This window comes from Streptomyces sp. NPDC051987, from assembly GCF_040680735.1.
Classification (GTDB): Bacteria; Actinomycetota; Actinomycetes; order Streptomycetales; family Streptomycetaceae; genus Streptomyces.
Map to the genome: position 1 here is coordinate 57,022 of NZ_JBFAXI010000042.1, position 14,467 is coordinate 71,488.

General features: G+C 71.2%; 7 protein-coding genes. 6 read left to right on the top strand and 1 reads right to left on the bottom strand.

Annotated features, from left to right (window positions below):
* Positions 1-127: 127 nt before the first annotated feature.
* Entirely contained in the window at positions 128-3,064 is a 2,937-nt protein-coding gene (locus AB0M11_RS22965) for a BTAD domain-containing putative transcriptional regulator (protein ID WP_365708309.1), read from the top strand.
* 42 nt (positions 3,065-3,106) lie between these two features.
* On the opposite strand, the gene AB0M11_RS22970 is transcribed toward AB0M11_RS22965, so the two are convergent.
* The gene (locus AB0M11_RS22970; protein WP_365708311.1) at positions 3,107-3,385 is read right to left on the bottom strand and encodes a DUF6584 family protein; all 279 of its coding nucleotides are present in this window, start codon (positions 3,383-3,385) and stop codon (positions 3,107-3,109) included.
* A gap of 45 nt (positions 3,386-3,430) precedes the next feature.
* Between AB0M11_RS22970 and AB0M11_RS22975 the strand changes: the two genes are divergently transcribed.
* The 5 genes from AB0M11_RS22975 to AB0M11_RS22995 all read left to right on the top strand — a co-directional run bounded on the left by AB0M11_RS22975 (position 3,431) and on the right by AB0M11_RS22995 (position 14,130).
* Positions 3,431-3,709 (top strand): GlsB/YeaQ/YmgE family stress response membrane protein, encoded by a 279-nt coding sequence (locus AB0M11_RS22975; protein ID WP_365708313.1) that lies wholly within the window; start codon positions 3,431-3,433, stop codon positions 3,707-3,709.
* A gap of 281 nt (positions 3,710-3,990) precedes the next feature.
* The gene (locus AB0M11_RS22980) at positions 3,991-4,887 is read left to right on the top strand and encodes an aminoglycoside phosphotransferase family protein (RefSeq protein ID WP_365708315.1); all 897 of its coding nucleotides are present in this window, start codon (positions 3,991-3,993) and stop codon (positions 4,885-4,887) included.
* Between the two features lie 278 nt (positions 4,888-5,165).
* Entirely contained in the window at positions 5,166-9,920 is a 4,755-nt protein-coding gene (locus tag AB0M11_RS22985) for a helix-turn-helix domain-containing protein (RefSeq protein ID WP_365708317.1), read from the top strand.
* A 324-nt stretch (positions 9,921-10,244) separates the two neighbouring features.
* Positions 10,245-11,384, top strand: a complete 1,140-nt coding sequence (locus AB0M11_RS22990; RefSeq protein ID WP_365708325.1) for a non-reducing end alpha-L-arabinofuranosidase family hydrolase — start codon at positions 10,245-10,247, stop codon at positions 11,382-11,384.
* A 307-nt stretch (positions 11,385-11,691) separates the two neighbouring features.
* Positions 11,692-14,130: a PAS domain S-box protein gene (locus AB0M11_RS22995; protein WP_365708319.1), complete on the top strand. Its 2,439-nt coding sequence runs from the start codon at positions 11,692-11,694 to the stop codon at positions 14,128-14,130.
* Positions 14,131-14,467 lie beyond the last annotated feature (337 nt).

Genomic DNA, 14,467 nt, shown 5'->3' on the forward strand with positions numbered 1-14,467 from the left:
AGTTAGGTGTCCTCGGTGCGCCGTGCGGCGGAGACGCTATGGACACAGATGCGTCGGCCGTCCTAGATTCTTTCTGGTGCGAGATCAGCCGGGGGAGCGGCGCTCATCGTCACGCAGCAGGGGGAGCATGAAATTCGGCTTACTGGGGCCCTTGCACGCCCAGATCGCCGGACGCGCGGTCCCGTTGAACGGACCGCGGCAGGCCAAGATGCTGGCAGCGCTTCTGCTCGACGCCAACAACGTCGTCGCCATGGAACGACTCGTCGCCGTGATGTGGGACACGAACCCGCCCGCCACCGCGGTCCGCCAGATCCAGGACGCCGTCTCCGGACTGCGCCGTAACCTCGTGGCCGGCGGAGCACCCCGCTCCCTGATCAGCACGCGGCGCGGCGGCTACCAGATCCACCTGGCCGAGGACCAGCTCGACCTGCTGGAGTTCGAGCACGAGCGACGCCTCTGCGAACAGCACACGGCCCCGGCCGCAAAAGCAGCCGCCCTGCGGCGGGCGCTCGCCTGCTGGCGCGGGAACGCCCTGGTCGACACGCCCGGCCAAGCCCTGGAGATCGACGCGGCACGGCTGAACGAGCGACGCGCGGCCACGCACAGGCAGTGCCTGGCCGTCGAACTCGACCTGGGGCGTCATCACGAGGTCGTCGACGAGCTGACCGCTCTGCTCCACGAGCACCCCTACGACGAGCAGGTCGCCGAACACCTGATGGTCGCCCTCTACCGGTGTCGACGACAGGGCGAGGCGCTGCAGGTGTACGAGCGGCTGCGCCGGACCCTGGCCGACGAACTCGGCGTCGACCCCGCCCCGCCGCTGCGGACGCTGCACCAGCGCATCCTGACCGCGGATCCCGACCTGGCGGGCACGGTCCCGGCGAACGCCCCCTCGCCCACGCCACCGCAGCGCCCGGCCCCGACGGCGCCGGGACCGGCGATGGCGTTACCGGTGCGGCAACTGCCGCTGGACGTACCCGACTTCGTCGGCCGCACGGAGGCGCTGGCCGAGATCGCCGGGCTGCTCGACGGGTCGGCGCCGAACCGGGCTCCGGTGGTCGTAGTCGTGGGCGGTCCCGGTGTCGGCAAGTCCTGCCTGGTGACCCATGCCGCACGGCTGGCCAGCGCCGACTTCCCCGACGGCCAGCTCTACCTCGACCTCGCGGCGACATCGGACGAACCACGGGACCCGGGCCTGATGCTGGCCGAAGCACTGCGTGCGCTCTCGATCACCGGCAGCGCGATCCCCAACGGACTCTCCGAACGAGCCGCGCTCTACCGGTCGTTGCTGGTGGGCCGGCAGATGCTGGTGGTGCTGGACGACGCCGGTCACGCCGATCAGGTGCTGCCGTTGCTGCCCGGGGCCGAGGGCTGCGCCGTGTTGATCACCAGCCGCACGCTGCTGACCCAGCTCCCCGGCGCCCGGCACATCGACCTGGACGTGCTGAGCCGGGCCGAGGCGCGGGAGCTGTTCACCGGAATCGTCGGGCAGCGGCGGGTCGAGCGGGAACCGGGGGAGGCCGACGCGATCCTCGACTGCTGCGGCAACCTGCCGCTGGCCATCCGGATCGCCAGCGGCAAGCTCACGGGCCGCCCGGCCTGGTCCCTGCGGGTCCTGCGGGAACGCATCGAGGACGAGTCACGGCGGCTGGCCGAGCTGAGGATCGGGGACCTCAGCGTGCGCGCCAGCGTCGAGCTGAGCTTACGGCTGCTGCCGGCCGACGGGGTCCGCGCGTTGAGCCTCCTGGGTCTGCTCGGCCCCTGCACCCTGCCCGGCTGGGTGGTCGGCCCACTGCTGGACCGCCCGGACGGCGAGGGAGTGCTGGACACCCTCGTCGACGCCAGCCTGGTGCGGCTGACCGCCACCGACGCCCTCGGTGAGCCGCGTTACCGGCTGCACGACCTGATCAGGACCTGTGCCGTCGAGATCGCCGCCTCGTTGCCGATGGAGGACAAGCGGGACGCGATCGTCCGGGTGCTGTCCGTCTGGCTGGAGCTGATCGGGCGCGGCACCGATCGGCTGCCGGCCGCCGGGCTGCTGGCGGCCGCGCCCGGTTCGGCACCGCGCCGGCCGGCGCCCGACGCGATCGTGGACCGGCTGACGGCCGACCCGGCCGGCTGGTTCGACGCGGAGCGCGACAACCTGCTCGCCGCGGTGAAACTGGCCGTGGACTGGGGCCAGGACGAGCTGGCCTGGGAGCTGGCGGCCGGCGCGGCGACCTACTACGACCACCGGTGTCTGTACCAGGACTGGCAGCACGGTCACCGGCTCGCGCTGGACGCGGCCGAGGCCGCCGGCAACCTGCACGGTGCCTCGGTGCTGCTTCGCGGCCTCGGCCAGCTGTACATCTACCAGGACGAGTTCGACCGGGCCACCCGGGCCCTGGAGTCGTCCTTCGGACTGTGCCAGGACGCTGGGGACAAACACGGCGAGGCGCTGTCGGTCGCCATGCTGGCCACGGTCAGCCGGGTGCAGGGCAGGGACGCCGAGGCCCTCGAACGCGTCGAGCACGCGCTGGCCATCGCGGTCGGTGCGGGCGACCGGGTCGTCGAAGCGCAACTGTCGTGCTCCATGGGCGTGATGAAGCTGATGCAGGGCAAGCTGGAGGAGGCGGAGCCATGGTTCCGCGCGGCCTTGGACCAGGCCAGGGCGCTGGGCGACGAGCACCGCGTGGCCGTGGTGCTGCGGCGGTACAGCCGACTGCACGATCGGCGTGGTGATCCGGGCGAGGCGTTGCGCTGTCTGGGACACGCGCTGGCCACCTTCGAGGAGCTGGCCGACGAGCGGTGCGCCGCGTACACGCTGCTGGAGGTCGGCCGCGTGTACGCCGGGCAGCACGACCGGGACCGGGCGGCCCCGGCGCTGGAGCGCGCGGCGGGACTGTTCCACCGGCACGGCGACCGCCAGGACGAGGCCACCTGCTGGCAGCTGATCGGCGACCTGGACGCCGCCGCGGGCGTCCACCACCTGGCGCACCAGCACCGAGGCCGGGCGCAGCGGCTCTGGCAGACGATCGGCGACCTCAACCAGACGGATGCTCCGGCCCGACCGTCCTCGCCGTGAGTCCACGCCGACACCCGGACCGGCCGGGGCCGCAGGTTCGGGTCAGTCGAAGAGAGCGACGACTCCACACACCCAGATCGCGAGGAACGCAAGAGTCCCCATCAGACAGCCGACGCCCGCCAGCGCACCGCCGACCGTCCACGGCTCCGCGGCCGCCTGCGCGTACTCCCACTCCGGCCCGTCCCGGTAGGAGGCCGGGGCGTCCCAGTCGACAGGGCGTCCCAGCTTCTCGGCGCACGCGCTCCGCACTGCGATCAGCTCGTCAGGAGCCGGCCTGGCCGTGATCCTGATGAGACGTTTGTTCGGGCGGATTCGGTGCACACGATGATCTGACACAGCCCTTATTTCGAGGAAGCGAGACGCACCATGGGCATCATCGCGTGGATCATCATCGGCCTGCTCGCCGGCGCCATCGCCAAGGCCTTGATGCCGGGCAAGGACCCGGGCGGCATCGTCGTCACCATGCTCATCGGCATCGTCGGCGGCCTGCTCGGCGGCTGGCTCGGCAAGGTGATCTTCGGAGTTGACTCCATCGACGGGTTCTTCGACCTGTCCACCTGGATCGCCGCCATCGTCGGCTCCCTCATCCTGCTGGTCCTCTACCGCCTCGTCACCGGTAACCGGCACTCGCACCGTCACGCATAACCTCTCGACGGCATACGCCGACGCGACCTGAACGGCTCCCTCCTGTGCTCACAGGACGGGAGCCGTCAGCGTGTGTGCCGCCTTTTTGCGCCGGGTGCAGGGCGGCCTTCAAGCCGGCCTGCGGACCGGCGCGTGCCTCACGGTGTCCCCCCTCAGGCGTGGCAACTCGGAGGACAGAAAACGCAGTTGATCCGAATCCTGACGTATGGATACTGGCTGTCGTGTCGGTTGATCGGGTCCGCTCCCGTGGTGAGGAGCGGACCGGGGAAGGGCCTGCGAGCATGACCATGCACGATGACCAGGTGGACGTGACCACCGACATCGTTGCGACCCTGATCCGGGAACAGTTTCCCCAGTGGAGCGGCGAGGCGATCCGCCTCGTGGCGTCGACGGGGACGGTCAACGCCATCTTCCGCATCGGGGACGACCTCGCTGCCCGCTTCCCTCTACGCCTGGCCGATGCCGACGAGGCGCTGGCGGTGCTGGAACGGGAAGCCCAGGCGAGCGCGGAGCTGGCACGGGTGTCGCGGTTCCCCGCCCCGGTACCCGTCGCCCTGGGAAAGCCCGGAGCGGGGTACCCCATGCCGTGGTCGGTGCAGACCTGGCTGCCGGGAACCATCGCCTCCGATGCCGACCCGAGCGGGTCGGACGCCTTCGCCGAGGACCTTGCGGCCTTCATCTCCACCCTGCGGAGCGCCGAGACGCGGGGGCGCCGCTTCAGCGGCGAGAACCGTGGCGGCGTACTCGCTCACCACGACAGCTGGATGGCGCAGTGCTTCGCAGAGAGCGAGGGGCTGCTCGATGTGCCACGGCTGCGCCAAGTGTGGGGCCGCTTCAGAGAGTTGCCGCGCACGAGCGCCGATGTGATGAGCCACGGTGACCTGATTCCCGGCAACGTCCTGGTCGAGGGAGACCGACTCGGCGGGGTGCTCGACACCGGCGGCTTCGGCCCGGCCGACCCCGCGCTGGACCTGGTCAGCGCCTGGCACCTGCTGCAGCCGGGCCCGCGTGACGTGCTCCGGCGGGCACTGGGCTGTGACGACCTGGAGTGGGAGCGCGGCAAGGCATGGGCGTTCGAACAGGCGACGGGGCTTGTCTGGTACTACGTCGACAGCAATCCGGCGATGAGTCGCATGGGACGCAGGACACTCGACCGCATCCTGGAGTCGACAAAGTGATGCAGCCCCGGTCGCGGGCCGTGAGCCGGGTCCGCGACCGCCGGTCCCGCCGCCCGGCAGCAGCGTGCGCGACGGACATGCGGAGCACTCGTGCATGGACAGGGTGGTTGCCGGTGAAAATAGAATACCGAGCCCTGCGGGAGTGGCGGGCCGCGACCGGTCCGTGAGGGGGAGGGGACCGCGGGACAGGCGAGTTCGTACCGGTGGTTCGGGTCGTCAGGGCGCTGTGCGTGGCGAACCGGGGGCCGGTGTACCCATGAGTAGTTCGGGGGGCGTTCATGGAACCGGCGGCTTCCGCACCGGAGTTGATTCAGACGACCCGTGATTTCGCGCGGGAGTTCACCCGGTTACGCACTCGGGCCGGCCTCAGCATGCGCGCCCTGGCGCGGGCGACGGACGTGCCCTCCAGCACCATCGGCGACTACTCGTCGGGCCGTTCGCTTCCGTTGCCCGGAGACATGGAGAAACTGCGCGCGCTCCTGGTGAAGTTGGGGGTCACCCAGGAGGCCGACCTCAAGGCATGGACGGATGCCGCCCTGCGCGCCCGGTCCCCCGTGGGCCGTCAGCGCCGCTCGGCGCCCCTGCCCTACCGGGGCCTGGCGAGCTTCGGCGTGGAGGACGCGCGGTGGTTCCACGGCCGCGACGACGTGACGGCGGAACTTCTGGCCGCGGTCTTCGAGGCACAGCGCGGCGACCTTCCCGTCATCCTGGTCGGCGCCTCGGGATCGGGGAAGAGTTCACTGCTGCACGCGGGCCTTCTGGCCGCGCTCACGGGCCCGTTGCTCACCTGCTCGCCGGGCGACCGGCCGCTGGCGGTCCTGGCCGACCGGCTCGCGCAGGTCACGGGCCGTCCGGTGCTCGACCCCGACCTGCTGCGCGAGAGGCCGGAAACCGTCGCGGAGGAAGTGGCCGGCCTGGGGGAGACGGACCTGACCGTCGCGGTGGACCAGTTGGAGGAGATCTTCACCCTCTGCACCGACGAGCAGGAGCGCAGCGCGTTTCTCCTCGCTCTCGCGGCGCTGGCGGCCGCGGACACCGGCTCGGGGAGCCGGGTGCTGGTCGTCCTCGCCCTGCGGGCCGACTTCTACACCCAGGCGCTTTCGCATCCCTTCCTCGCCGCGGCCCTGCGTAGCCGGCAGGTCGTCGTACGTCCGATGACGACCGAAGAACTGCGCCAGGCGATCACCGGGCCCGCCCGGGAGGCCTCCATCGAGGTCGACGACGGGTTGGTACCGCTCCTGCTGGCCGACCTCCAGCCGGGCGGTGCGGGTGCCGCCGCCCACGACCCCGGAGCGCTGCCGCTGCTCTCGCACGTCCTGCTCACCACGGCCGAACGCTCCGGCGGCAAGCGTCTGACCGTTCCGGACTACCTGGCGAGCGGCGGCATTCAGCACGCCCTCGGGAACTCCGCGGAGAGTGTGTATCGCTATCTGGGGGCCGCACGGCAGGAAGCCGCGCGCCGGCTCTTCCTTCGTCTGGTTCATCTGGGCCGGGACACAGCCGACACCCGCCGCCGTGTCCGGTGGGCGGAACTGTCCGACGCCGAGGGCGCGGTGGCCACCGACGTGGACGAGGTGCTCGCGTCCTTCGTGGCGGAGCGGCTGCTGACCGTCGACTCCACGTCGGTCGAGATCACGCACGAGGCGCTGCTGGCCGGCTGGCCGCGGTTGGGGGAGTGGGTGGAGGCCAACCGGGCCCGGATGCTCCAGCACCGGCGCCTGACCGACAGTGCCTTCAGCTGGCAGGAAGCGGGCCGGGACACGGGTGCCCTGTCGCGGGGTGGCCAGCTGGCGCTCTTCCGTGAACTGGCCGGCGACGCCGGGTACGGCGCTCCGCTCAGCGCGCTGGAACACGAGTTCCTCGATGCCTCGACGGCGGAGGAAGAACGGGTGCGCGCCGCGGGCCGCCGTACGGTACGGCGGCTGTGGCGCCTGTCGGTGGCCCTGGTGATCCTGCTGGTGGCCACCGTCGCGCTCGGCGGTGTCGCGGTCCGGCAGCGGTCTCAGGCGAACAGTCAGCGTGACCAGGCGCTCTCCCGGCAGATCGCGTCCCGGGGAGAGCTGCTGCGTCGGCAGGACGTGTCGCTGGCGGCCGGACTGGGTCTGGAGGCCTACCGGATCAGCCCGACCACCGAAGCCCGCGCCCTGCTGCTGGAGACATCGGACACCCCGACGGCCGTACGCCTGGACCGCGCGCACGGTGTCATCCAGGCGGTGCCCGTCAGCTCCCGCCACGTCCTGGCCTCGGTCGCCGCCGACGGGACCGTCCGGCTGTGGGACGTCACGGGGGTCCGGTCGCGGCTGCTGAAGCTGATCCGGCTCGCTGCCCGGACCGCCCTGTACGCGGCGGCCTTCAGCCCGGACGGCAGGCAACTGGCGGTGGCAGGACAGGACGGTCGGGTACGGCGTTGGGACGTCACCGACCCTGCCCACCCGGTGCCGCTGGGGGCGACCGCGGCCGGTGCCGGCACGGTCTACGCGCTCGCCTACAGTCCAGACGGGCGAACCCTGGCCGTCGGTGCGAGCGACGGTGACCTGCACAGGTGGCGGCTCGGCGCCGATGGAGCACTCACGGCCCTGCTGCTGGAGCGGCAGGAGATCGACGAGGCCGCTCGGTACTGGGAGAACAACCACCGGCTGCCCGGTGAGTACCGGCTCACCGGCCGTTCGGCCGAGCGGCGCACGCGGTGGCCGACCGACAGCGACGTCCGGCTCGACCGGCGACAGCGAGAGTTTCTCAAGGCCAGCCTGAAGGCCGCGCGCCGCCGTCGGCGGTTGCTCGTGGGAGTACTGAGCGTGATCTTCACCCTCCTGGTCACGAGCACCGTCTTCTTCGCCGTGGCCCGGCAGGAGGCGGAGCACCGGGCACAGGCCCAGAAGGCCGCACTGGCCCAGCAGTTGGTCACCGTCGCCGACTCCCTGGGCGCGGACGACCCCCGTACCGCGCTGCTGCTCGCGGTCTCCGGTGCGCGGGCCGGTGCGTCGGGGCAGGCCGACACCGTGCTGCAGCACATCTTCCGGACGACCGCGTTCGACGGCCTCTTCACCGTACGGCCCGTCGCCGGAACCGAGGCCCCGGCCGTCGACAGCGTGAGCTACGGCGACGACGGTCACCAGCTGGCCGTCGGGACCGCCGCGGGCGGCACCGTGCTGATCGACCCGACCCGCAGGCCGATGCAGGAACTCGGCTCCGTCCCGTACGGGCACGGTGGAGAAGTCCGGTCCGTCTCCTACGCACCGACCGCCGGACTGCTCGCCGAAGGCGGATCGGACGGCACCGTCCTGCTCGTCTCCACCACCGACCCGCGGCACCGTGTGGCGGCGACACTCGACGCCGGCCCCACGACGGTCGGTTCGGTGGCCTGGTCGCCCGACAGCCGGCTGCTTGCCGCCGCGACGCGCAACCGCGGCACCCTCCTGTGGGACGTCTCCCGTCCGGAGCACCCCGTGCCGCTGCCCGCCCTGCCCTCGGCGGTCGGTGTCAACGCGGTGGCCTTCGCCCCCGCGGGAAACCTGGTGGCCACGGCCGGGGACGACTCCCGGGTGACGCTGTGGACACTGTCCCGCCCGGCCCGTCCGACACCGCTCCGGCTCTCCGCCGGCGCGACCAGTCCGCTGGACGCGCTCGCGTTCTCGCCGGACGGCACCATGGTCGCTTCGGGCGCCAAGGACGGCAGCGCCCACCTGTGGACCGCGGGCGGTCGGGGACACTGGCGGCGAGTGTCGCTCAACGGCCACACCGCGGCCGTCCTGGCCGTCGCCTTCTCGCCCGACAGCGGGATGCTGGCCTCCGCGTCGGCCGACGGCAGCACGGCGCTGTGGCACGTGGACGGCGAGGGGGCGGCGAGTCAGTCGAGCACCCTGCGCGGGGGACCGGACGCGGTGACGTCCGTCGCCTTCTCGCCGGACGGCCACACGCTGGCGACCGGCTCGAACCACGGCGAAGTCGTGCGCTGGGACCTGTACCGCCACCAGAACGCCGTAGCAGTACCTGTCCCCGTCCGCTCTCCCCGCCCTGCCGAAGCCGTGACGGCCGCGGCGGCGGGCAGCACGGTGGCCGTCACGCACGACGACGGCACCGTGGATCTGATCGGCCTGGGCACCCCGGGCGCGGCCGCGTCCATGCGCACCCTGAGGACCAGCCCCGGCGACCCGGTCACCGCCGCCGCCTTCGGGCCCGAGGACGCCGTGCTGGCCACCGGCGCCGCCTCCGGCCGGGTCACCCTGTCGGACCTGGACCCGGAGCATCCGCACGCGGTCTCTCACTGGCAGGCCGGCGCCACCCCCGTCCGCGCCCTGGCCGCCGCCCCGCCTACCGCCGGGGGCACCTCGCTGCTGGCCGTCGCGGACGGGACCACGCTCACCCTGTGGAACATCGGCGACGCGGCTCACCCCCGTCGGCTGTCCGTGCTGCCTGCGCCGCGGTCGCCGATCTCGTCACTGGCCTTCGCCGCGGGCGGCCGACAGTTGGCGGTCGGAGACGACAGGGGCGACACCACCGTGTGGAACCTCGCAGCACCTGAGCACCCGCGCTCGAAAGGCTCCTTCACCCTCCCGGAGCAGGCCGTTGTCCTGAGCACGGCCGCCTCCTCGGACGGCACACGACTGGCGGTGGCCGCGAGCGACGGAAAGACCTATCTGCTCACCGTGGACGCCGCCGCGCGGCCGCACCTGGAGGCGACCCTGCCGAACGCGACCACGCAGGTCAGCTTCGTCCCGGGCACCCGCATGCTCGTCTGCCTGACCACGGACGGCGCCCCCGTCGTATGGGACGTCTCCGCTCCGAAGGACGCCAGGCCCCTGTTCACCGTCCACGGCGGTACCGGAGACACCAAGGCGCTGGCCCTCACCACCGACGGCGGCACACTGGTGACCATCGGCGCCCAGGGCGGCATCAGAGCCTGGCGCCTGTCGGACCTCATTCCCCACACCCGACTGGCACCGCACGCCTGCCTCCTGACCGGCGGATCCCTCTCCCACGCCCAGTGGACCCACTACGCCCCCGGCCTGCCCTACGAATCGGTCTGCTCGTGAACGCCAAAGCAGACGATCGCTTGGCTGAAAGGCTGCCCGGCTGCACGGCTGCCGAGGGCGGGCAGGGGGAGGCCCGTGGATTGACTCGGACGGTGTCTGCGTAACCGGACTCGCGGTTGCCGACTCAGCGGGTCCGACCCCTCACTGCTCTCTGTCCCTGGCGTCACGTACCCGCAGAACCACGGAGCTCAAGTCGCCTGGTTCCAGTCTGCGAATGTTTTCGGTCCTCGGATTCGTGTGAGAGGTATTGACGCCGGTCTGGGGTTCCCTATGATCCGGTTGCTCGATACTTCGATCCTTGTTCGGGATAGCGAACGCGCAAGTCTGTACGGCATCGACAGTCCGCCCACCCCTGTCGGGGTGAAGTGGAACCGCTTGCTCGAGGATGACGAGGTCTCCATGCGCACAGGACGTTTCAGCAGCAGACAGCTGTCTGTGGTGCTCGCCGCCGCGGTTGCGGCCCTGGTCTCGTTGGCGGCGTTGCTCGTCGCGGGTCCGGCTCAGGCCTCCGCCGGCGGTGCCCCGAAGAGGACCGGCCTTTCCGGGGCGGCCGCCGCGTGCTCTCTTCCGTCGACGTACCGGTGGAGCTCGACGGGTCCGTTGGCGCAACCGGCGAACGGCTGGGTCTCGCTGAAGGACTTCACCACGGTCACGTACAACGGCAAGCACCTGGTCTACGGTTCGACCGTCAACCAGTCCGGAGCGTACGGCTCCATGGGCTTCGCTCCCTTCACCAACTGGTCGGACATGGCGACGGCCCGCCAGACAGGGATGAACCAGGGCACGGTGGCACCCCAGGTGTTCTACTTCGCACCCAAGAACATCTGGGTGCTGGTCTCCCAGTGGGGTCAGTGGCCGTTGTTCTACCGCACCTCCAACGACCCCACCAACCCCAACGGCTGGTCCAGCCCGCAGCCGCTGTTCACCGGCAGCATCCCGGGCTCCGCCCCGATCGATCCGACCGTGATCGGTGACGGCCAGAACATGTACCTGTTCTTCGCCGGCGACAACGGCAGCATCTACAAGGCGACCATGCCGCTGGGGAACTTCCCGGGCAGCTTCGGCTCGTCGTACACGACGGTCATGAGCGACACGGTCAAGAACCTGTTCGAGGCGCCCCAGGTCTACAAGGTCCAGGGGCAGAACCAGTACCTCATGATCGTCGAGGCGCGGGGTGCGACCGAGCGGCGCTTCTTCCGCTCCTTCACCGCCTCCAGCCTGAACGGCCCGTGGACCCCGCAGGCCGCCACCGAGGCCAACCCCTTCGCGGGCAAGGTCAACACCAACCAGACCTGGACCAACGACATCAGCCATGGTGACCTGGTCCGCAACAACCCCGACCAGACCATGACCGTCGACCCCTGCAACCTGCAGTTCCTCTACCAGGGCAGGTCCCCCAGCTCGGACGGCACCTCCTACAACCTGCTGCCGTGGCGGCCGGCCCTGCTCACCCTGCAGGGCTGACCCGCCTGCTCCACGCCTTACGGGAACCCCAGCCGCGCGGCGGCTGGGGTTCCTCCGGCGGCGGTCTGACGGGGCGATGCCATGGGTGGCCGGTGCACGCACTGCACGCCTGTCGGGCACGGTCGACCCCGGGCGACCGGAGGCGGTCGACAGGATGTGTGCGCCGGACCTTCTGGACACCGGCTGATGATGTTGCTACTACTTAGGGAATTGCGCCAAAAGGGTTAATCGGCCTAAGGGTGTCATTTGTGTGATACGTAGTGATATGGCCCAGGATCCTCAGGGGCTGCCGTTCCATGGGCGCGCCGTGGGCGTGGCTCACGCCGTCGCTCAGGGCGGGGCCTTGGTGGCGGCGCTGTTCGGCGCCACAGGACTGTCCGGCTGGATCCTCGGCAATGGTGTCCTGAAGAGCGTGGTCCCCGGCGTCACGGCGTCCATGAAGCCGAACACCGCGGTGGCTCTGCTGGCGCTGGGTCTCTCCCTGTTCGTGGTGGCGCGCAGCCCCGTAGGCACGCGGGCGATCATCGCGGCCCGTACGGCCGCGGTCCTGGGCGGCCTGATCGGTGTGCTCGTCCTCGTGGAGTACGTGACCGGGGTCAGCCTGGGCATCGATGAGCTTCTCTTCAAGGACGACACCGCGGCTGTGGCGACGGGGGTGCCCGGACGCATGGCACCGGACACGGCAGTGTCACTGGCTCTGGGGGGCGTCGCAGCACTGTGCGCGAGCCTGCCCCGGCTGCCCGCCTGGGCGAGTCAGATCCCGGGCCTGGCCGTCCTCGGCCTGGGCATGCTGCGGCTCTACGGCTTCGTCTACGCCGTGCCCCAACTGGAACGGTTCGGTCACCTCACGGGCATGGCCCTGCACACCGCGCTCGCCCTGGTGCTGCTGGGCCTCGCGGCCTTCGTGGCCCGGCCGGAAGAAGGCGCCGCGGGCCTGCTGCTGAACGCGGGCGCCACGGGCGCGTTGGGTCGCCGTCTGTTCGTCACGACCCTGGTGGCGCCGCTGCTGCTGGGCTGGGGCGTGCTGGCCGGTGAAGACGCGGGGCTGTACGGGACGCGTCTGGGCACGGCGCTGCTGGTGTCCGCTCACGTGGTGGTGTTCAGCGTGGTCATCTTCACCGCTCTGGCCGTGGGCCGGCGCCTCGAGATGGCGCGCGCGCGGGCCGAAGAGCAGGTGCGGCAGAACGAACTGCTGCAGGCCTTCATGGACCACACGCCCGCGGTGATGTTCATCAAGGACCTGGACGGTCGCTTCCTGGCGGTCAACTCGACGTTCGAGGAGAGCACGGGCCTGTCCCGCGAACGGGTACTGGGCTCCCGGGACCAGGACGTCCTGGCACCGGACCAGGCGCATCGGGTGCGGCTGGCGGACCTCGACATGCTGGCGCGGGGCACCCCCACGCAGAGGCAGGAGAGTTTCGACCTGCCAGGAGGCACCCGGGATTTCCTCACCACGTTGTTCACCCTCAAGGATCCGTGCGGCTCGCCCTATGCCATAGCCGGCGTGCTCTCCGACATCACCGAACGGGTCGCGGCGCAGCGTGAGGTGCAACGCGCCAACCAGCGATTTCTCGCGCTGCTGGAGTCAGCGCCCGACGCCACGCTGATCACGGACGGCGACGGCACCGTCGTCATGGCCAACGCGCAGGTGGAGTCCCTGTTCGGCCACGCGCCGGCCGAGCTCGTCGGTGCAACGGTCGAGGACCTGGTGCCCGGCCCGCGGCGTCCGTTGCACAGCGCCCTCCTGCGCCGGTACCTGCGGCTGTCCGACCCGAAGCCGACCGTCGTGGACCGGGGGCTGTACGGGCTGCGCAGCGACGGCCGTGTGTTTCCCGCCGAGGTGAGCGTCAGCACCCTGAAGGCCGAACAGGACACGCTGGTGTTCCTGACCGTGCGGGACATCACCGAACGCAGACAGGCCGAGGCCGAGCGCGCCGAGCGCTATGAGCAGCATCGCCGCGTCGCCTACACCCTGCAGCACAGCCTCATGGGCGAGCCGCCCCGCCTGCCGCACCTGCCCAGCGCCCACCGCTACCTGGCGTCCGTCCAGGACCCCGGAGTCGGTGGCGACTGGTTCGACATCATTCCGCTGGACGGCAGCCGCACGGGGATCGTCATCGGCGACGTGATGGGCCGGGGTCTGGACGCGGCGGCCGTCATGGGCCAGCTGCGCGCCGCCGCCCATGCACTGGCCCGTACCGGCATCTCCCCCTGCCAGGTCATGGCCGGCCTTGACGCGTTCGTCGGCGACCTGTCGGATCAGCTGGTCACCTGCTGCTATCTGGTGATCGACGCCGACGTCCAGGAGGTCACGCTGTGTTCGGCGGGGCACCTCCCGGTCGTCGCGGTGGCTCCCCGAGGATCCGCCCACCGGTTGCGGGCGCCGATCAGCGTGCCGCTGGGCGTCAACGAATCGTGCGGTGTCGGGTTGTCGTTCCAGCAGACGACTCATCGGCTGCAGCCGGGCAGCACTCTCGCGCTCTTCACCGACGGACTGGTCGAGCGGCCCGGAGAGGACATCGACTCGCAGATCGAAGTCCTCGCCCGCACCCTCGACATCGCGCTGAAGGACGCTCCCCCCGGTCCGCGGGTCCTCGACGAGATCACGGCCCGGCTGATCGGGACCCTGCTTCCGGACCCGTCCGCCCATGACGACGACGTCACGCTGCTGCTGATCGCCCTGCCCGAGCCGGAGAAGGCCGCCGTCGCTCCCCCTGTGGGGGAGAGGCGGAGTGTCCTCCTCTGAAGGCCGTCGGCGGACCAAGGGCACATGGGAGCGCACCTTCAGCGGCCGACGCTCCCGCCGGGCCGTTGCACCAGGGGCCCGGGACGGCTCGCCAAGGCCACCTCGGCCATGCCGTCGGCTGTGTCCCAACGCGACGACGCAGCAGATGACGGGCACGTCGGTACCCGGTTCGGACGGCGTGAGCGGTGGGAAGTCACCCGGTCAGGTGAACCGCCGACCGCCCGGCTCCGGGCCGTTGGCGGCATGCACACGGCCACCGGCAACGGCCGCGTCGCCCGCCGCGTCACGGACGTGACCTCCCTGGAACGCCGGGCGGAGACACTCCTGACCCCGTCCG